General features: G+C 70.5%; 18 protein-coding genes. 8 read left to right on the forward strand and 10 right to left on the reverse strand.

All coding sequences use genetic code 11. The annotated features are described in order from the left end of the window. Positions 1-14: 14 nt before the first annotated feature. The 3 genes from KUG38_RS09505 to pepN all read left to right on the forward strand — a co-directional run bounded on the left by KUG38_RS09505 (position 15) and on the right by pepN (position 3,829). Positions 15-572, forward strand: a complete 558-nt coding sequence (locus KUG38_RS09505; protein ID WP_216920880.1) for a hypothetical protein — start codon at positions 15-17, stop codon at positions 570-572. Positions 573-684: 112 nt separating this feature from the next. Then, on the forward strand, positions 685-1,110 hold the full coding sequence (locus tag KUG38_RS09510) for a DUF8650 domain-containing protein (protein WP_286195851.1): 426 nt from the start codon (positions 685-687) through the stop codon (positions 1,108-1,110). A gap of 7 nt (positions 1,111-1,117) precedes the next feature. Next, positions 1,118-3,829: an aminopeptidase N gene (gene pepN, locus KUG38_RS09515; RefSeq protein WP_216920882.1), complete on the forward strand. Its 2,712-nt coding sequence runs from the start codon at positions 1,118-1,120 to the stop codon at positions 3,827-3,829. Here pepN and KUG38_RS09520 read toward each other — a convergent pair. Together KUG38_RS09520 and KUG38_RS09525 are read right to left on the reverse strand one after the other, a co-directional pair. Continuing rightward, positions 3,826-5,079, reverse strand: coding sequence for a glycoside hydrolase family 10-like protein (locus tag KUG38_RS09520; protein WP_216920884.1), 1,254 nt, complete (start codon positions 5,077-5,079; stop codon positions 3,826-3,828). The genes pepN and KUG38_RS09520 overlap by 4 nt on opposite strands. Positions 5,080-5,090: 11 nt before the next feature. After that, positions 5,091-6,098 carry a ribose-phosphate pyrophosphokinase gene (locus KUG38_RS09525; RefSeq protein ID WP_216920886.1) on the reverse strand — a complete coding sequence of 336 codons (1,008 nt, stop codon included), beginning with the start codon at positions 6,096-6,098 and terminating at the stop codon, positions 5,091-5,093. A 67-nt stretch (positions 6,099-6,165) separates the two neighbouring features. On the opposite strand from KUG38_RS09525, the gene KUG38_RS09530 reads away from it, so the two are divergent. Next, positions 6,166-6,735, forward strand: coding sequence for a hypothetical protein (locus KUG38_RS09530; protein WP_216920888.1), 570 nt, complete (start codon positions 6,166-6,168; stop codon positions 6,733-6,735). 37 nt (positions 6,736-6,772) lie between these two features. Here the strand turns inward: KUG38_RS09530 and KUG38_RS09535 are convergent, their stop codons facing one another. The 4 genes from KUG38_RS09535 to KUG38_RS17150 form a co-directional block, all read right to left on the reverse strand. Then, on the reverse strand, positions 6,773-7,087 hold the full coding sequence (locus KUG38_RS09535; protein WP_216920890.1) for a hypothetical protein: 315 nt from the start codon (positions 7,085-7,087) through the stop codon (positions 6,773-6,775). Positions 7,088-7,130: 43 nt separating this feature from the next. After that, positions 7,131-7,979, reverse strand: coding sequence for a shikimate dehydrogenase family protein (locus KUG38_RS09540; protein ID WP_353617765.1), 849 nt, complete (start codon positions 7,977-7,979; stop codon positions 7,131-7,133). Positions 7,980-8,031: 52 nt separating this feature from the next. Beyond that, entirely contained in the window at positions 8,032-8,217 is a 186-nt protein-coding gene (locus KUG38_RS09545) for a hypothetical protein (RefSeq protein ID WP_216920891.1), read from the reverse strand. Between the two features lie 92 nt (positions 8,218-8,309). Then, entirely contained in the window at positions 8,310-10,178 is a 1,869-nt protein-coding gene (locus KUG38_RS17150; RefSeq protein ID WP_216920893.1) for a DNA/RNA helicase domain-containing protein, read from the reverse strand. Positions 10,179-10,682: 504 nt separating this feature from the next. On the opposite strand from KUG38_RS17150, the gene KUG38_RS09555 reads away from it, so the two are divergent. Continuing rightward, the gene (locus KUG38_RS09555; RefSeq protein ID WP_216920895.1) at positions 10,683-12,848 is read left to right on the forward strand and encodes an AAA family ATPase; all 2,166 of its coding nucleotides are present in this window, start codon (positions 10,683-10,685) and stop codon (positions 12,846-12,848) included. Between the two features lie 15 nt (positions 12,849-12,863). On the opposite strand, the gene KUG38_RS09560 is transcribed toward KUG38_RS09555, so the two are convergent. Both KUG38_RS09560 and KUG38_RS09565 read right to left on the reverse strand, forming a co-directional pair. Next, positions 12,864-13,508, reverse strand: a complete 645-nt coding sequence (locus tag KUG38_RS09560) for a MarC family protein (RefSeq protein ID WP_216920897.1) — start codon at positions 13,506-13,508, stop codon at positions 12,864-12,866. Between the two features lie 38 nt (positions 13,509-13,546). Beyond that, positions 13,547-14,563 carry an LCP family protein gene (locus KUG38_RS09565; protein WP_216920899.1) on the reverse strand — a complete coding sequence of 339 codons (1,017 nt, stop codon included), beginning with the start codon at positions 14,561-14,563 and terminating at the stop codon, positions 13,547-13,549. 116 nt (positions 14,564-14,679) lie between these two features. Here KUG38_RS09565 and KUG38_RS09570 point away from each other — a divergent pair, with 116 nt between their 5' ends. Together KUG38_RS09570 and malQ are read left to right on the forward strand one after the other, a co-directional pair. Beyond that, complete coding sequence (locus KUG38_RS09570; RefSeq protein WP_216920900.1) at positions 14,680-15,900, forward strand: Coenzyme F420 hydrogenase/dehydrogenase, beta subunit C-terminal domain; 1,221 nt, start codon at positions 14,680-14,682, stop codon at positions 15,898-15,900. Further along, the gene (gene malQ, locus KUG38_RS09575; RefSeq protein ID WP_216920901.1) at positions 15,897-17,450 is read left to right on the forward strand and encodes a 4-alpha-glucanotransferase; all 1,554 of its coding nucleotides are present in this window, start codon (positions 15,897-15,899) and stop codon (positions 17,448-17,450) included. Before KUG38_RS09570 ends, malQ begins: the two co-directional genes overlap by 4 nt. Here the strand turns inward: malQ and KUG38_RS09580 are convergent. Next, the gene (locus tag KUG38_RS09580) at positions 17,405-18,370 is read right to left on the reverse strand and encodes a helix-turn-helix domain-containing protein (protein WP_216920902.1); all 966 of its coding nucleotides are present in this window, start codon (positions 18,368-18,370) and stop codon (positions 17,405-17,407) included. The genes malQ and KUG38_RS09580 overlap by 46 nt on opposite strands. Positions 18,371-18,381: 11 nt before the next feature. Beyond that, a complete protein-coding gene (locus KUG38_RS09585) occupies positions 18,382-19,101 on the reverse strand; it encodes a pseudouridine synthase (protein ID WP_216920903.1) in 720 nt (239 codons plus the stop codon). Positions 19,102-19,190: 89 nt separating this feature from the next. On the opposite strand from KUG38_RS09585, the gene KUG38_RS09590 reads away from it, so the two are divergent. After that, positions 19,191-19,598: sigma-70 factor domain-containing protein (locus tag KUG38_RS09590; RefSeq protein WP_286195853.1), on the forward strand; the 408-nt coding region annotated here is incomplete at its 3' end.

Consider the following 19,598-nt stretch of genomic DNA (forward strand, 5'->3'; position numbering starts at 1 on the left):
TGGGTGGGCCCGCCATGACCACACCGACCCAGCCCGGTCTCTCCAGGGTTCCCCCCGTGCAGAGCCGCATCCGCCTCGACAGCAGCCTGCGGCGCTGGTTCGCCCGCAACCTGGGGCTCTGGCGCTCCCGCCGCACCTACTTCTTCACCGAGGACGACGAGGTGCTGCGGGTGGACATGAACCTGCGCATCGAGGTCCACAGCGAACTGGTGGACGGGGATGAGGGCTACCGGTTCACCTGGTGGGCGGAGGGGCACCAGCCGTTCTTCGACACCAAGCCCGACTACCGGGCCGAGGGCACCATGGAGGCCTGGCTATGCGGTCACCAGCTGCGGCGCAGCTGCGGCTACCTGGCGGGGGCCCCCACGGTCAGCCAGATCCGCCAGATCGATGAGCACACCATGGCGTTCCAGTCCCACTACGACGACTGGGACGTGCTCGAACAGATCCGCCTGGTGGACCAGGACCGCTATCGCTCCCGCTCGATCCACACCTGGCGCCACGGCAGCCTCGAGCTGGTGGAGCTCCACCACGAGATCCGGCTGGAGGCGGCGGGAGAACCGATCGGTTAATCGCTGTCAGGGCCGGGGCCCCGCCGGCTGGGCCGCCTCGCGGAGCGGTCTCTGCGGCGGGTGTGGCGGCTGCTGCGATGCAGCACGATGGGGGTTCACGGATCCCTACCCCTTGTCTCACCTGCTCCGCCGCTCCCGGCCGCTGCTGGCCCCCCTGGTCGCCATGCCGTTGCTGCTGGCACCTCTGGCGGCGCACGCCGCCCCCGCCACCCCCGCCGAGATGGGGCTCTACACCCGCATCGGCGCCGTCAACGTCTGCATCTCCCGCGCCGCCGGCATCGACTTCGAGAAATCGGTGGGCATCGCCGGCGAAACCATCGCCCAGCTGATCCTCGGCCAGCACAAGGGCGAGATCCAGCAGGTGGGCACCAAGGCCCTCACCATCGAGGAGCTGCGCCGCGGCGCCATCAACTCGGCCGTCCTCGGCGCCGCCGAGATCTGCCCCAAGGAGGTGCCGGCCGACGTGATGAAGAAGGTTCAGGACGCCATCAAGCAGCAGGGCGCCGCCAAGCCAGCGACCCCGGCGGCCCCCAAGTAAGCCCCTGATGGCCGTCGTCCACCTCGCCGACTACCGTCCGGCGCCGTACCTGCTGGAGCGCACCGACCTGACGGTGCGCCTGTTCGCCGACCATGCCCTGGTGGAGGCGCGGCTGGCGTTCCTGCCCAGGCCCGGCGCGGCGGTGGAGCCCCTGGAGCTCCGCGGGGTGGATCTGGAGCTGAGGGCCCTGGCGATCGATGGCGTGCCCTTGGACGCCGGGGCCTTCACGATCGAGGACGGCCGGCTGCTGGTGCTGGAACCGCCCCGGCGGCCGTTCGTGCTCACCAGCACGGTGTGGCTTGATCCGCGGGCCAACACCAGCCTCGAGGGGCTCTACGTGAGCGGCGGGATGGTCACCACCCAGTGCGAGGCGGAGGGCTTCCGCCGCATCACCTATCACCCGGATCGTCCCGACCTGCTGAGCCGCTTCCGGGTCCGGATCGAGGCCGACCGGGACAGCTGCCCGGTGCTGCTCTCCAACGGCAACGGCATCGAGGCCGGCGACCTGCCCCCCGGGCCAGGCGGAGAAGCCCGTCACTACGCCGTCTGGGACGATCCCTTCCCCAAGCCCTCCTACCTGTTCGCCCTGGTGGCGGGCCGGCTGGAGGAGGTGCGCGACACCTTCGTCACCGCCGATGGCCGCACCGTGCAGCTGCGCCTGCACGTGGAGCCGGGCGATGCCCCCTTCACCGCCCACGCCATGGCCTCCCTGAAGCGGGCGATGGAGTGGGACGAGCGCGTCTATGGGCTGGCGTACGACCTCGACGAGTACAACATCGTCGCCGTGCGCCACTTCAACATGGGCGCGATGGAGAACAAGAGCCTCAACATCTTCAACTCCAAGCTGGTGCTCGCCGATGCCGCCACGGCCACCGATGGCGAGCTGGAGCGCATCGAGAGTGTGATCGCCCATGAGTACTTCCACAACTGGACGGGCAACCGCATCACCTGCCGCGACTGGTTCCAGCTGTCGCTGAAGGAGGGGCTCACCGTCTTCCGGGACCAGAGCTTCTCGGCCGATCTGCATGGCCATGCGCTCAACCGGATCGAGAACGTAGCAATGCTGCGCAACACCCAGTTCCGGGAGGATGCGGGTCCGACGGCCCATCCGGTGCAGCCGGATCAGTATCAGGCTATCGACAACTTCTACACCACCACGATCTACGAAAAGGGATCGGAGGTGATCCGGGTGCTGCACACCCTGCTTGGGGAAGAAACCTTCCAGCGGGGCATGGCGCTGTACGTGGAACGACACGACGGCACCGCCGCCACCTGCGAGGACTTCGTGCAGGCGATGCAGGATGCCGCTGGTGAGGTGGCCGACAGCTGCCGCCTGCCGCCCTTCGATTTCGTGCAGTTCCGCCGCTGGTATCACCAGGCGGGCACGCCGGTGCTGCAGGTGCGGCGCCGCTGGAACAAGGCCGCCGGGACCCTGGAGCTGTTCGTGCGCCAGTCCACCCCCGCCACCCCGGGCCAGCCCCAAAAGCAGCCCCTGGTGATCCCCCTGGCCGTGGGCCTGGTGGGCCAGGCGGGCCAGCCCCTGCCGATGCGACTGGTGGCCGAGGATCCCGACCACGGCGCCGCCCCGCTGCTGCCGCGTCGCTGGGGCGCGGGCACCCGGCTGCTGCTGATCGATCAGCAGGAGCAGGTGTTCCGCTTCGAGGGGCTGCCGGCCCAGTCGCCGCCGCCGGCCCTCTCCCTGCTGCGCCAGTTCTCGGCTCCGGTGAAGGTGGCCCTGGGGCGACCCTCCAGCGAGCTGGTGCACCTGCTGGCCGCCGACAGCGACCCTTTCGCCCGCTGGGACGCGGGCCAGGTGTTGCTGCGCCGTGCCCTGCTGCGCCGGGCCGCCGGCCGGGTGGATGGGGTACTGGAGGACGCCCTGATCGACGCCTTCGGACGGATCCTGGCCGATCCCTCCCTTTCGGAGACCAGCCGCAGCGTGCTGCTGGCACTTCCGGGGCTGGCCGAACTGGAGGATGGGGCGCCGGAGCCCGATCCACCGGCCCTGTTCGCCGCCCTGCAGGCCCTGCGCCGCCGCTTCGGCGAGGCCCTGGCCGACCCCCTGGAGCAGGCCCTGGAGCGGGTCAGCGCGCAGTGGGGGCTGGTGTGGCCGGAGGGGGTGGGCGACCGGATGCTGACGGGCTCGATCTGGAGCTGGCGGGTTGCCGCGGGTGATGCGGCGGCGATCGCGGCGGCCCGCGCGGCGGTGGACGGCCCCTCGATGACCCTGGCCCGGGCCGGCCTGCGGGCGCTGCAGGACCACCCGATCCCGGCCCGCCAGGAGGCGGTGGACGCCTTCTACGCCCGCTGGGAGGACAAACCCGTGATCCTCGATTCCTGGTTCGCCCTGGAGGCCGCCGCCCCCTTCGCCGACGGCCTGGAGCGGGTGCAGCGGCTGCTCGACCACCCGCGCTTCGATCCGGCGGCGCCCAATGCGGTGCGGGCGGTGCTGGGGGGGCTGGCGGGCAATCCGCCGGTGTTCCATGCCGCCGACGGCAGCGGCTACCGCTTCATGGCCGACCAGATCGTCGCCCTCGACCAGCGCAATCCGATCACGGCCTCGCGCATGGCCAAGGTGTTCAGCCGCTGGCAGAGCTACGGCCCCGGACGGCGGGAACGGATGCGGGAAGCCCTCGAGGGGCTGGCGGCAGCCGAGCTCTCCACCAACACCCGCGAGGTGGTGGGCCAGTGCCTCGGTACGCCCAGCGGGGACGCCTAGCGGCCGCCGAACACCTCGCGGTTGAGCCGGCGGAAGGCGGCCTGGCGGGCGGCGGCCCCCTCCGGACCGGCGTACTGGCCCCAGAGGCCCTCCCAGTAGAAAAAGATCACGCCGTGGCCGCGGGCGGCGGAGAGGCGCACCTTCTGCTCGAGGGTGGCCATGTCGGGGGTGCGGCCGCCGAAACCGGAAAGGATGCCGATCTCCACCGGCATGCCCCAGCGGCGGGCCTTGACCAGCGCCGGCTGGTCGAGGTCGCGGGCGAAGCCCTTCACCGAATAGGCGTAGTTCTGGACGATCAGGTCGTCGACCAACTCGCCCAGGGCCCAGAGCTCCCAGTCCTGCAGCCAGTGGTTGTAGGCGAAGCGGAAGGGGCCCGGCGACAGGCTGATCACGGTGCGCCGCGGACCGCCCACCTCCTGCATCGTGGCCCGCAGTTCCCGCAGCAGGGCGGTGAGCTGCTGGCGGCGCCACTTCATCCAGTAGCGGTCGTTGAAGTTGGCGGGAGGCTCCCGGCCGGTGTCCGCCAGGTAGAGGGCGCGGGTGTAGGGGTCGTAGCCCAGCTCCACCGGCCAGGCGAAGTGGTCGTCGAGCTGGATGCCGTCGACGCCGCAACGCTGCACGATCTCCTTGATCAGGCCGATGAAGCGGGCCCGCACCCCCGGGTGGGCCGGGTTCAGCCACACCCGCAGGTCCTTGAGCGGGGAGGTTTTCAGATTGGCGCCGTGCATGGCGTAGAGGGCACTGCCGTCGGCGCGGCGCAGCACCCACTCCGGATTCTTCTGGACGACCTCGGCATCGCCGGGCTCCATCAGGCCGTACTCGAACCAGGGGATCACCTGCATGCCGCGGCGATGGGCGGCCTTGGTGAAGCGGCAGATGGGGTCGAGACCTGGGTTGGAGCGGGCCAGGGCCGGCTCCATGGGCGCCCAGCGACTGCGGTGGAAGGTGGCGCCCCGGCTCCAGACGTTGGGGTAGAGGGTGTTGAAGCCGGCCGCGTCGAGCTGGGCCACGGCCGTCTCGATGCGGGCGGCGTCGTAGTAGAGGGGGCTGGGGCTGTTGGTGAGCCAGACCCCGACGCGGCGCTCGAACCCCTTCGGGAGGCGGCCCTCGGCCACGGCGGGGCGGGGGGCACCCACGGTGAGGGCGAGCAGGGCCGTCACCAGCACGGTGAGCGGCACCGGCAGGTGGCGCTTGAGATGGGCAAAACGCTTCAGGGGCACCCGACGGGCCGGTGCAGCGGGAGCCTCCATGGCGGGGTCGCTCAGCGGAACATGGAGCTGACCGAGCTCTCCTGGTGAATGCGCCAGATCGCCTCGCCGAGCATGTTGGCCACCGAGAGCACCCGCAACTGGGGGAAGTGGAGATCCGGGCCCAGGGGGATGCTGTTGGTGACCACCACCTCCTCGAACAGGCCCGGCTCGGAGAGGCGCTCGATGGCCGGGGGGGAGAAGACGGCATGGGTGGCGCAGGCCAGCACCCGGGCCGCGCCGCGGGCCCGCAGCAGCCGGGCCCCCTGGCAGATGGTGCCGCCGGTGTCGATCATGTCGTCGATCAGGATCGCCGTCTTGCCGGCCACATCGCCGATCACGGTGAGGCTCTCGGCCACGTTGTGGCCCGAGCGGCGCTTGTCGATGATCGCCAGGGGGGCGTCCTTCATCTGCTTGGCGAAGGCCCGGGCCCGGGCCACGCCGCCCACGTCGGGGGAGACCACCACCACCTCGCCCAGGTCGCGGGTGGCGAGGTAGTCGACCAGCACGGGGGATCCGTAGATGTGGTCGCAGGGGATGTCGAAGTAGCCCTGGATCTGGGAGGAGTGCAGGTCCATGGCCAGCACCCGCTCGACGCCGGATTTGACCAGCAGGTTGGCCACCAACTTGGCGGTGATCGATTCGCGGCCGGCGGTCTTGCGGTCGGCGCGGGCATAGCCGTAATAGGGGATGACCGCCGTGATCTGGCGCGCCGAGGCCCGCCGGCAGGCATCCACCATGATCATCAGCTCCATCAGGTGATCGTTCACCGGAGCGCAGGTGGGCTGGATCAGGAAGACGTCGCAGCCGCGGATCGACTCCTGGATCTGGATGTAGACCTCGCCGTCGGCGAAGCGCTTGATCACCCGCGGGCCGTCGGGAACGCCGAGATAGGCGCCGATCTCACGGGCCAGATCGGGGTTGGCGTTGCCGCAGAACAACCGCAACCGGCGAGGGTCGTGGCTGGTGAGGGGCGGCTGCCCGCTCTGCTCCACCCGTTCAGCGGTCGAGAAAGTGGACAAGGGCGCAGGCGGCGATGCTTCGCAGCACGATGGTAGAAGCGAGCCGGCCCGGACAGTGCAAACAACCATGTCGGTTTCAGGGTTCGACGCAGTGCCGAAAGGCGGGCTGCTGTTGGTGGGCCTGGGGCGCCGCCATGAGTTGGAGGGCCTGGCGGCGGTGGCGGCGCGGCTGGCCGCCGCCGAGGGTGTGGCCCTGCGGGAGCTTGCCGGCGCCGGCGATCCCGATGCCGGCCTGGCGGCCCTGGGCGCGGATGCGACGGGGGCGGCGGCGGGCCCGTGGCTGGCCGCCCTGCCGCTCGATCCCGGCCTGCCCCTGGAGCGGGGCGGCAGCTGGGCCGAGGCCCTCGGGGCCTGGCGCCAGCCCTGCCTGCTGGTGCTGCGGGGCGAGCAGATGGACACGGGGCTGCCGGCGGCCGGCGCCGCCCTGCTGGAGCGCTGGCGGGTGCCCCTGGCCGGCCTGGTGCAGGTGGGCGGCGACTGGGAGCCTGCGCTGCGCCGCCGCGACGGTCTGCCCTGGCTGGGCTGGCTGCCGGACACCGACGAAGAGCGCGGCGAGGCGGCCGAGGAGGCCGGGGCTGCGATGGCGGCGCTGCGGCAGGTGCTGCGGGGCCGCTGGCGGGTGCTGCAGGCGGCCTAGCGGGGTGCTGCGGCGGACGCAGCCTGGCCGATGGACCTCACTCGCCGCGTTCCTCCCCGCCGTTCTCGCCCTCTTCGGCTTCACCGCCGGAGCCGCCCGCCGCTGGGGTACCCGCCCCGGGGGCGCCGGGATCCATCGTGACTCCGAGCTCGCGGCAGGTGCCGATCGGATCGACGCCCGGTGCCAGGCCGAGGGCCTTGCGCAGGGCATCGATCTGGCCAACCGACTGGAGGTCGATCGTGTTGGCGACCTGCTGGCAGGCGATGGTCTGCAGGGCCCGGCCATCGGGGCGGCCGCACCCGGCCAGGAGGCCGAGGGCCGCAAGGGCGGCGAGAGAGACAACCCGAGTCATGGGGATGCCGGAGACAACGCCCGCCAAGGTAAAGGCGCCGGACTCACTCCCCCAGGGCCTCGGCCACGGCGCGCTGGAACACCACCTCCTCGGGGGTGACGCCGGTCCACTGCTCGAAGATCTGCATGGCCAGCTGCACCAGCATCTCGACGCCATCCACCACCGGGCAGCCGTGGCGGCGGGCCATGGCCAGGAAGGGGGTGATGCGGGGGTTGGTGATCACATCCACCACCACACAGGCCGGATCCACCGTGTCCCAGCGGACGGGCACCGGCTCCAGCTCGGGCGCACAGCCCAGGTGGGTGGCGTTCATCAGCAGGGTGCTGCCCCCCGGCACCACCACCTCCCCCTCCCAGGCCTGCCACACCGCCGGCACGCCGGAGGCGCGGGTGACCGTGTCGGCGACCTCCTGGCCCTGCTCCTGCCGCCGGGTGATCAGGGTGAGGTGGGCCGCGCCGGCCCAGGCCATCTCCACCGCCATCGCCCGGCCGGCCCCGCCGGCACCGAGCATCACCACCCGCCGGCCTGCCAGGGGCGCCAGCTTCTCGATCGCCTTGACCACCCCCTTGCCGTCGTTGTTGTGGCCGATCAGGCGGCCCGCCTCGATCGTGAGATAGTTGGCGGCACCGATGGCCCGCACGTCGTCATCGACGTCATCGAGCAGGGGCAGCACCGCCACCTTGTAGGGCACGGTGATGGCCATGCCGCTGTAGCCCAGGGGCACCAGGGCCCGCACCGCCAGGGCCAGGTCGGCAGCGTTGGCGATGTCGTTCTTCCAGAACTGCCAGCAGAGCCCGTGGTGGGCATACACCGCATCGAACATCCGATCGATCGGGTTCTCGGCCACCGGATGGCCGAGCATGCCGGTCATCTGCTTCTGGGGAGGGATCACGGCGAGCCGGCGGGAGGCCCCAGGCTGGCAGGGGTGGGGCGATGGGGCGGGATCAGGAGGCCGGGGTGCTGCCGTTGAGCCGGTGCAGGCCGGCGAAGCCCATCACCAACGGCGGCTGGATCGGGGTGAGCTGCTGGGCGGTGGCCTCAAGGAAAGCGACAAGGATCGTGATCAGCAGGATGTAGTCGCGCAGGGCTAGCTCCAGGGGCCTTGGGCAGAGGCCGGCTGGATGGATCATCCTGAGCCGGCGCACCAAGGGCACCTGGGTGCCGAGGGAACTCAGGTGGCGATCGGGAAGGAACAGACGGCGATGCTGTCCGTCACCGGGGCTCAGCCGACATCACACGGACTCTCCAACCGCTGCCGCAGATAGGCCTGGAGCTCCGGATCACAGGCGTAGACCCAGCAAGCCTTCGTGCCCCGGCTCATCAGGGTGCGGTAGGTGTTGCGAATAATCGCGTCGGCCTTGAGTCGTATCGCCTTGGGCTCGCGTTTCAGACCGACCTTGTAGCCCTTCAGTGACTGATCCGATCGTGCCCGTGCCGTCGGCACCGACACAACCTGGCCATCACGGAATGCCAGGTCCGGGCCGATGATCACCCCGATCGTCTCCAGCTCCAGTCCCTGGCAGGTGTGGATGCAGCCCACCTCCTCCACCGTTCCTTGTTTCATGATCCACACGCTGCCATCCTTACTCAAGTTCCAACGTGCCCTATAGCCGTAGGGATCGATCGTGATGTCCCAGTCCTTAGGCTGATACTTCGATGCCCAGTTCCAGCAATAACCTGCCACCATCCGCGCCTGGTTCCCATGGTTGGCCTGTCGGATCGACTCGTGCAGGGCCACCGGATCGTCGAACACACGGAAGTCGTAGCTGCCTTGTTCCAGCCGCCCGTTTGCTGTGTCTCGGATGCCCAGGGTTTGATCCAGCCAAGCCAGATAGCCATCGGAGCCACTGCATCGGAACTGCGATGGCAGCACATCGCGATGCAATTCTGCTTCATGGAATTGGCACCATTTCTCGATCTCACCCGTGCTGCCGATATCATCGAAGGTGACACGCTGATCTTCATCGAGGAAGAATACTGTCAGCTTGCTGGCATGGATGATCTCCTTGATCTGGTTCTCCCCCTCCTTGTCGTAGATGGTCTTGGTCATCAGCCGGTGGCTTTCATCCACGATTAGGGCGTCGTAGAACCCCTCCGGGCACCTCACGAAGCAGGCTGAGCCACAGAAAAGATTGTCATACTCTCCTTTCGTGAGGGAGCCGGTGAGTTTGGCCCGGTAAACATGTCGGGGTGCCATGTTCTTGCTGACGTAACGAGCATTCAGCCCCATCCCAAGCAGCCGTGCCAGGAGGTTCACAGCTACAACCGATTTACCGGTACCGGGCCCGCCCTGCACCAGCAGCACACAATGCCGCCCTTCCCGGAGCTGACGTGCCAAGGCCAGCGCTTGTTCGAACACCACCTTCTGCTCGTCGATCAGGACGAACTCGGCGTTGCCCTTCAGCATCTGCTCTACTGCGTCGGCAAGCTGCCTGCTCGGCTTGGCCTTCCCATCGCGAATCTGCTCGATCGTGCGGCCTCGGTCACCCTCGTCTAGGCAGCGGCGCAGGAACGCAGCCATGGCAGCATTGTCATGACGTAGGAACAATGGCGCCTGCTCCAGATAGGGTTGGTAACGGGCATCGGTGATACCGCTGCCGTCTTTGCAGTTGTGCAGATAAGCGCAGGGGCTAAGGGCAATCTTGTGCTCCACAACCGCGGTGTTGAATCCCCGGAGCAGCGCCCCGTAGCTCATCGCCTGATAGGACGGATGCGTAGTCTCGCGCGGTCCTTTGCCCAGAAAGGTGCGCACCACCCCATCCAGATCGGTGGGTTCCACCATTTCCCACTGCTTCAGTTCTACGATCACCGCCGCCGGATCTCCAGCCTGGTTGCGCCCTGAGAGCAGCAGGTCAATGCGCTTGGCGGTGTTGTGGATGCGGTATTCGATCGCCACCCCCAACTCCTTGGGGATCGCCTCGAACTGCAGCACGTTGCCCACGCACTGAAGCGAATTCTGCCAGGCGCGAAATTCATTGGTAGCGACCTTGTGACCGGTCATAGCGATGTAACGCTCACGCACCTCCTCTTCGATGCGCTGTTCGCGCACATGCTTGAGGAACTCTTCACGCGTTTCGAGGTAGATGATCACGTCGGCAATATGCTCAATGAAGGCGGCTAAGGGGATTCAGGCTCTAGGTTGCCAATGGAGCTGCAGTTCGGTCTCAAGGTAAGCTTGAGCCAAGCAGGATACGAGTTTGCCACCGCCTCATTGACCACCTCGATCGATCGGCGCAGACCCTTGAACTGCACCTCCGACGTGGGCTTGCCGATCCTGAGCACGAGCACCTTTTCATCTCACCTGTGAGCACGCTCGCCAGGATATGGGCGAATCGAACACGTTGGCGTTGCTGGTGACGGGGAGGGACATGGTCAGGGGCGGTGGGGAAGGCCATAGGTCCAGGGGTTTATCAGCTCCAAGCCGATCGCCTCGAAGTTTGCGGGTTTGGGGGTGGCAAGTTGGGCGCATTGGGCATGGGTGGTGGCGGCGATCACGGCATCGGCAGTGGCGATCGGTCTGGCCTGTCGCTCACACCGGCTCACCGGCGCACCCTTCGTGCGAAAGACTGGTGGGGTCTCCCCGGTTGCTGTCGCCATGGCGTCCCTGCGCTGCCACCTGCTGATCGGCCAGCCCGCCAGCGGCAAGACCACCCTCGCCCGGGCCCTGGCGCCCCTGGTGGCCGGCCCCGGCGATCCCCCCGCCCTGGTGCTCTCCACCGACGCGATCCGGGAGGAAGTCTTCGGCGATGCGGCGGTGCAGGGCCCCTGGGTGGATATCCAGCAGCGGCTGCACCAGCGCCTGGTGGAGGCCGTGGCGGCCGGCATCCCGGTGATCGTGGATGCCACCCACGCTCGCCGGGCCTGGCGGCTGGCGATCACCCAGGCCCTGCCTCTGCCGGCACCGGTGGAGTGGATCGGCTGGTGGCTGTACACCGATCTGCCCACCTCGCTGGCGTGGAACGCCCGGCGCAGCCGGCCGGTGCCGGTGCCGGTGATCCAGGAGATGGCCGCCGCCCTGGCCGATCCCCACTTCGGGCCGATGCGTGCCGAGGGCTTCGCCGCCCTCTGCACCGTGGTGCCCAGCCACCACAGCGATCTGGGGCCGGTGCTGGCGACCGAACTGGCCGGGCTCGACCGCCGCATCCGCTCGGCCACCAACCGGGAGCGCCAGGTGCAGCGCCACGGCTACTCGCGCCTGCTCGATCTGGAACGGCTGCTGCACCTGATCCGGCTGCTGAGCACCTGGCCCGACCTGGCGGCCAGCGATCCCGCCGGCGCCGAGGAGCTGGCGGCGATCCTCTCCCCGCTGCCGGAGGGCGATCTGGCCGATCGGGCCGCCGCCTTCCTGGGCCGCCTCCACGGCAGCTGCTACGCCGATGCCTCCGCGATCCGGCAGGACCTGGCCTGGCTGGAGGCCAACGGTTTCTGCAGCGCCTTGCCGGCCACGGCACCGATCCAGCTGGCGCCTCTGGCCCGCAGCCGGCCAGGGGCCGTCCATGGCGGGCTGCCGCCGATGGGCGATGGGCCGGTGTTCCTGCGGGTGATGACCCTGCTGCGCCACCTGCTCCAGGTGCCCTTCGACCGACCGGCCGAGCGCGGCGGCAACCTGCACCAGCACCTGATCGCCGCCACCGAGGCGATCCCGGGCGCCTACCTGCCGGGGGAAACGGCCACCCTGCGAAAGGACCTCGAGAAGATCCTCACCCCCTACGGCTTCCGCAACCGCAACGACAACGTGCGCCACGGCTACTGCCTCGGCACCGCCGTGCTCTCGCCGCCGCGGCTGCGGGAGCTCCACAACGTGGTGCGCCAGACCGCCGGGCGCCTGGCCGACCCCTCCGCCCAGGACCTGCTCAGCGAACTCGACGAGCGGCTGGGCTGGTCCGGCATCAGCGCCGCCGAACAGGCGCCGGTGCGCAGCTATGCCCGCCACACCGTGGTGGACATGGCCCTGGTGCGGCGCGATTCGCTGGCGGCGCCTCGCCGCGCCGAGGCGATCGAGACGGCGATCGTGGAGCACCGCCGCGTGCTCCTGACCCGCTACCCGGGCATGGGCAGCTTCACCGACAGCCCCAGCGGTGAGCTGCGGGTCTGGCCGCTGCAGCTGATCTTCCACCACGTCGGCTGGTATCTCTTCTTTGAGGAGGACCACCTGGGCCACGACCAGGGGCTGATCCGCAGCGAGCGACTCGATCGCCTCTCCATGGGCCAGGCCCACGGCGACCTGCGCCGCAGCGCCGACAGCCACGCGGCGGCCCTCAAGCGGCTGGAGCGGCTGCTGCACCACAGCGGCGGCATCTACTTCGGCACCGACCTGGAGCAGCAGCGGCAGATCGCCGGCGCCTCGCCCCAGCGCCGCGGCCAGGCGCTGGTGACCCTCCGCTTCCACTGCGCCCCCTGGGCCTTCGCCTTCATCCGCGAGGGCCTGCAGCGCTATCCGATCGAGCACACCCGCTTCTCCCGGCCGCTCCCGGACGACACCTGGTGGCACCACCCCCGAGCCCCCCATGTGCTCGATCCCGGCCCGGCCGGCAGCAGCCACCCCTACCCGGTGGAACTCGACCTGCCGAGCTGGACCGTGGCCGCCGACATCGACCTGCGCAACTGGCTGTTTGCCTTCGGCGGCGGCATCCGCATCGAGAGCCCCGAGGCCCTGCGTCTGGAGCTGCTGCAGCGCTGCCGCGAGACGATCGAGGCCAACGGCAGCGAGGACCCCCAGCCGGCAGGGTTCAGCTTCCGCCGGCGCACCCGGCCCGATTGAGCCTCCCCGCCACCCTCAGATCTTCAGCGTCACCCGGCTGAGCAGGGTGCTGGCGCCGGTGGCGATGAACTGGACCCCGATCGCCAGGGTGAACAGGCCCATCACCTTGATCAGCACCGTCATGCCCACATGGCCCAGCAGACGGGTGAGGCGGGTAGCGAAGGTGAACATCAGGCCGATCAGGATCGCCATCGCCCAGATCGCCGCGAACAGTTCGAGGCGGTGGTTGAGGGTGTGGGCACCTTCGGCGTACACCGTGATCGTCGACATCGTGCCGGCCCCGGTGGTGAGGGGCAGGGAGATCGGCACGATCGCCGAGGAGGTCATCTGCCCCACATCCATGTGCGACACATCGAGATTTTTCTCGTGGGAATCGCCCGGATCGGTGGCATTGAGCATGCTCAGGCCGCTGAAGCCCAGCAGCAGGCCACCGGCGATCTGGAAGGCACTGACGCTGATGCCGAAGAACTGGAGCACCGCCGTGCCCAGGAAAAAGGCCCCCAGCATGATCAGCAGGCTGGACAAGGTGGTGATGCGGATCACCCGCTTCACGTGGCTGCTGGGCAACCCCTGACTCAGGGTGAGAAACGGTCCAATGGCGGGGAAGTTGTTGGCCACGGCGAACAACCCCAGCAGGTAGTGCTGGAAAGTGCTCGGCACCAGGAACTCAGGAGTGATGGCCATGGTGGCCAGTATCGCTACGGGGCCGCCGGCTCCTTCCACAGCGGCGGGGTCGCACCGGCCTCCAGCTGGCGCAGGCCCTTGTGCTTCTCCTCGGCGGGCTTCAGCGGCAGGCTGGCGAACTGCACCGGCTTGCTGCCATCGAGCCCGGCCGCCAGGAGGCTGAGGGTCTCGCCCGGGGTCAGGTTGGTCTGCACCTTCGGCTGCAGCTGGGTCACCAGGAACGGCAGCTTCGCCAGCCGCTCCGGCTGCAGCATCCGCTCCCTGAGGCTGGTGGCCACCAGCTGCTGGTTGCTGCGGCGGCCGGTGTCGCCCAGCCACGGGTCGCGGAAGCGCACCAGCTGCTCCACCTTGTTGCCCCCCAGCTGCTGCAGCCCGGCCTCCAGGTCGATGGTCAGCTTCTGGGTTTTGTCGGTGTAGCCCATCCGCCGCGGCGGGCTGAGTTCCAGACCCCCCAGCCCGTTGACCAGATCCCTCAGCGCACCCCGGGAGAGCACCAGGTAGCGGTCGGGGGCGGGGGGCTCCAGCCCCACCAGCTCCCGCACCGCGTCGGCGGTGAGCGCCACGCCCCCGAGGCGGAAGGCCTCACCCAGGCGCTTGGGGCCCTTCTGGCCAGGCAGGTTCACCGCCAGTTCGGTGGGCAGGTTGAGCACCTGCAGGGGCCCCTGCGGGTTGACGCGCACCAGCAGCAGGGCGTCGGCGTTGGCCGGCCCGGCGGGGGCGGCCTTGTTGATCGGCGCGCCGACCGTCTCGGCATCACTGCCGATCACCAGCAGGGTGATGGCCCGCGCCGGCGGGGCGGCCAGGCTGGCCGGGCCGACCTCGGGGGTGGGCGCCAGGGCCCGGTCGGGCATCGGCCAGAGCAGCCCCAGGACGCCCATCCCCACCACGGCGCCGGCGGCGGTGACGCCGAGGCTCTTGAGCAGCCGTCCGGTGGCCAGACGCCGCTTGGGAGCCGGGGCCTTGGCCGTGGGGGTCGCACCCCCGGGGGCCGGGGGTTCGTCGGGGCGGCGGGGCTTCCGGCGGGCGGGCATCGGGGCCGAAACAGAGGGGAGCTGGGGGCACTCTGGCGCAGGCGACGCCCGGGGCCGGCGGCATGGGGCCGCAACGGCCGATAGGTTGAGCGTCGAGCTCCCGCGCCCACCACCGCTTGTCCTCCGTTCCTTCACCGGCGCCGTCGTCCCTGGCGCCGCACGATCGAGCCCGACCCCTGGCCAAGGGCAGCCCCAAACCGGCCAAGGATCTCTGCAGCGACTGCGGCCTCTGCGACAGCCGCTGGGTGGCCTACGTGCGCCGGGCCTGCGCCTTCCTCGAGCAGCGCTTCGAGGCCATGGAGGAGCAGGCCCACGGCCGCAGCCGCCGCCTCGACGACGAGGACGAGCTGTACTTCGGTGTCCACCAGCGCATGGTCACCGCCCGCCTTCACCAGCCGATCGAGGGCGCCCAGTGGACGGGCATCGTCAGCCGCATCGGCATGCGGGCCCTGGAGAGCGGCCTGGTGGATGCGGTGCTGTGCGTGCAGCAGAGCCCGGACGACCGCTTCACCCCGGTGCCCGTGCTGGCCCGCACCCCGGAGGAGGTGCTCGCCGCGCGGGTGAACAAACCCACCCTCTCCCCCAACCTGGAGGTGCTCGAGCAGCTGCCGGGCAGCGGCATCGAGCGTCTGCTGGCCATCGGGGTGGGCTGCCAGATCCAGGCCCTGCGGGCGGTGCAGGCCACCCTGCCCCTGCAGAAGCTCTACGTGCTCGGCCTGCCCTGCGTCGACAACGTCAGCCGGGACGGGCTGCAGACCTTCCTGGAGAGCGCCAGCCGCTCCCCCGACACGGTGGTGCACTACGAGTTCATGCAGGACTTCCGCATCCACTTCCGCCACAGCGACGGCCAGGAGGAAACGGTGCCCTTCTTCGGCCTCGACACGCCCGCCCTCAAGGACGTGTTCGCCCCCAGCTGCCTCAGCTGCTTCGACTACACCAACGCCGGCGCCGATCTGGTGGTGGGCTACATGGGCGCCACCTTCGGCCGCCAGTGGGTCACCGTGCGCAACCCCCTCGGCCAGGAGCTGCTGGATCTGGTGGAACCGGAACTGGATCTGGCGCCGGTGACCAGCTCCGGCGACCGCCGCCAGGCGGTGCAGCAGGGCATCGACGCCTACGAGAAGGCCCTCAGACTCCCCATGTGGCTCGCCGAACTGGTGGGGGTGTTCGTGCAGCGCTTCGGGCCCAAGGGGCTCGAATACGGCCGCTTCTCGATCGATTCCCACTTCACGCGCAATGCCCTCTGGCTGCAGCGCCACCACCCGGAGAAGGTCGACGCCCACATCCCGGCCTTCGCCCGCCGGATCGTGGACCGCTATCGCCTGCCGACACCGTGAGCGGCGACCCCCGGGCCTGCGGCGTGCTGCTCCACCCCACGGCCCTGCCGGGCACGCAGGCCTGCGGCAGCTTCGGCGCCGCCGCCCGTGACTGGATCGACCTGCTGGCCGCCGAGGGGGTGGGGGTGTGGCAACTGCTGCCCCTGGCCCCCACCGACGGCACCGGCTCCCCCTACAGCTCCCCCAGCGGCTCGGCCCTCAACCCCTGGCTGATCGATGCCGACGACCTGGTGGCCGAGGGTCTGATCAGCGCCGCCGACCGGGACGCCCTGCCCCTGGGAGCCGGGGATCGCCTCGATCCGGCCGTCGCCGGCGAGCGCGCGGCCGCCATCGCCACGGCCCTGGCCTGGGGCTGGGCCGGTCAGCCGCCGGAGCGCCGGGCGGCCTTCGATCGCTGGGAGGAGCGCCAGCGCTTCTGGCTGGTCGACCACTGCCGCTTCATGGTGATCCGCCGCCTCCAGGGGGGCCGTCCCTGGTGGGAGTGGCCGGAGCCCCTGGCCCGGCGCCAGGCCCCCGCCCTGCGGGCCCTGGTCGACGCCCAGAGCCAGGCCCTGCAGGAGGAGGCCCTGCTGCAGTGGCAGCTCCAGGTCCAGTGGCGCCGGCTGCAGGAGCGGGCCCACCGCCAGGGGGTGCGTCTGGTGGGGGATCTGCCCTTTTACGTGGCCCACGACAGCGCCGATGTCTGGAGCAACAGGCGCCTGTTCTCCCTGCGGGCCGACGGCGGCCTGGTGGAGCAGAGCGGGGTGCCGCCGGACTACTTCTCCACCACCGGCCAGCTCTGGGGCACCCCCGTCTACCGCTGGTGGGTCCATCGCCTCACCGGCTTCCGCTGGTGGCTGCAGCGGCTGGGGCGGCAGCTGGAGCTGATGGATCTGTTGCGGCTCGACCACTTCCGGGCCCTGGAGGCCTACTGGAGCGTCCCCGGCGCCGATGCCACCGCCGAGCACGGCTCCTGGCGCCCCTCCCCCGGCGCCGCCCTGCTGGGCCGCCTGCGGTCCCGCTGCCGCCGCCAGGGTCAGCTGCTTCCCGGCGGCCGTCTGCCGCTGATCGCCGAAGACCTCGGCGTCATCACCCCGGCGGTGGAGGCCCTGCGGGACCGCTTCGCCCTGCCGGGCATGAAGATCCTGCAGTTCGCCTTCGACGGCAACGACGACAACCCCTACCTGCCGGCGAACTACAGCGGCAGCCGCTGGGTGGTGTACACCGGCACCCACGACAACGCCACCAGCCTCGGCTGGTGGCGGAATCTTGACGACTGCGCCCGGGGTCGGGTGGCGGCGGTGGTGGGGGGTGAGGTGCGGGCGCCGAGCTGGCAATTGCTGGAGGTGGCGCTGGCCTCGCCGGCCGATCTGGCGGTGGTGCCACTGCAGGACCTGCTGGAGCTGGGCGACGAGGCCCGCTTCAACACCCCCGGCACCATCGACGGCAACTGGGGCTGGCGGCTGTCGCAGCCGGTGTCGGCCCTGGCCGGGCCCCTGCAGGGCTTCGGGGCCATGGCGGCCCGCTATGGCCGGGGGCGCGGGGTGGCGGCCGGAGCCGGGGGCGGGTAGAGGAACTGGGCCTGGCCCTGGGGCGGGGCCGCCACACTGCCTGGGTCGGCCGCCGCGGGCGCCAGCGGCTGGCCGTTCCAGCGCACGGACCCGGCCGGCGGGGCCGGCTCGAGCCGCAGGCTGAAGGGGGGCAGCACCGGCAGGCTGAGGCTGCCCTGCACCGCCGGCAGCTGGGTTTCGACGCCCCGGTCGCTGCGCAGCGACAGCCGGGTGGGCCTGGCCAGCTCGAGACGCAGCAGGCCGAGGGCGAGATCGGGCCGGTTCTGGCTGGTCTCGCGGCGCAGCCGCTTGAGCCCCTGGCCGGCGGCGGCCTTGCCCAGGGGGCGGAGGTCGGGATAGGCGCCCAGGATCGCCCGGTCCGCATCCTCCAGATCCGCCCGGTCACTCTGCTCGGCGCTCAGGGGCGGGATCGGCCGCAGCACATGCAGCCCCTGGGCGGCCAGCTGGCGCTGCTGCAGGTTGAGCCCGTAGATCAGACCGCCGCACAGCACCGCATAGAGCACGGTGCCCTGCCAGGTGGTGAAGACATCAATCGAGCCCGGGGTGAAGCGCAGCAGCACCGTGTCCCGCCGCCGGCCGTGCTGGCGGTCCTGCTCCGGCGGCAGCACGCCGTCGAGGCTGCCGCGGGGCAGCTCCAGGTGCTGCTCCAGCAGGGGCAGCATCGTGCGCAGATAGGCCGCCTCCGGCAGCCGGTCCCGCCAACCCCGCTCCAGGGCCTCGAGCACGGCGGTGCTGATGCGGGTGTCGAGGGCGAGCTGGCGCAGGCCGAGGCCGCGGCTCTCGCGGGCCTCCCGCAGCTGCTGGCCGGCGACCAGCAGGGGATCCAGGGGCCGCTCCTCAACGGCCGGACGCAGGGGGCGGCGCTGGCCCGGCAGGCGCTCGCGCAGGCGCTGGAACAGGGGCTTGGCCGGAGTGGGCAAGGAAGGGGGGCTCAGGGAGCGACGGCCAGGGGGCCCCATTCTCCCGGTTCGACCCTGCGCCAGGCCCCTTCCGCCAGATCCCCCAGCTGCACAGGGCCGATGGCGATCCTGCTGAGGTCGAGCACCGGATGGCCGAGGATCTCGGCGGTGCGCCGGATCTGGCGGTTACGACCCTCCCGCAGCACCAGCTCCAGCAGGGTGGCGCCGCGGTGGTGGCGCAGCCGCCGCAGCTCCACCGGCAGGCTGGGCAGGCCGTCGAGGGGCACGCCGGCCCGCCAGCGCTCCAGGGTGGCCGTGCGGGGCAGCCCCTCGACCCAGACCCGGTAGGTCTTGCGGTGGCCGTAGCGGGGATGGGTGAGGCGCAGGGTGAGGGCGCCATCGGTGCTGAGCAGCAGGGCGCCGCGGCTGTCGGCGTCGAGGCGGCCCACCGGATGCAGGCCGGGGCGCAGCTCCGGCGGCAGCAGCTCCAGCACGGTGGGGCGGCCGTGGGGGTCATGGCAGGTGCTGAGCACCCCGGCCGGTTTGTGCAGGAGGAGCGTATGGGTAGTGCTGGGCAGCTCCAGGGGCCGGCCGTCGACACTGATCCGGTCGCAGGCGGGGTCGGCCCGATCCCCGAGCTGGGCCAACGCACCGTTGACCCGCACCCGGCCGTCCCGCAGCCAGATCTCCGCCTGGCGGCGGGAGCAGAGCCCAGCGGCCGCCACGAGTTTCTGAAGCCGTTCGGCGCCCATGGATCCATTGTGGGCACCGCTCCAGGTCGGAGCGAGTCCGCAAAGTGATGGTAGATTTACGAAACCAAATGGTTTCGTAACAAGGGACGATGCCTTCGATCACCGTCACGGCTTCCTCCGCGTCCTTGCTGGTCCCCACCGGCGATTCGCTGCGTTCCTACCTGCGCGACATCGGCCGGGTGCCGTTGCTCAGCCATGAGCAGGAGATCACCCTGGGCCGCCAGGTGCAGGACCTGATGGCCCTCGAGGAGATTCGCGAGGAGCTCACCCTGCGCTCCGGTGGTGAGGAGCCCAGCCCCGAGCTGCTCGCCGCCGAGGCGGGGCTCACCCCGGCCCTGCTGCGCAAGCGCCTGCACGCCGGGCGCCGCGCCAAGGAGCGGATGGTGGCCGCCAACCTGCGTCTGGTGGTGAGCGTCGCCAAGAAGTACACCAAGCGGAACATGGAACTCCTGGACCTGATCCAGGAGGGCACCATCGGCCTGGTGCGGGGTGTCGAG

This window comes from Synechococcus sp. CCAP 1479/9, from assembly GCF_019038535.1.
GTDB lineage: Bacteria > Cyanobacteriota > Cyanobacteriia > PCC-6307 > Cyanobiaceae > Cyanobium.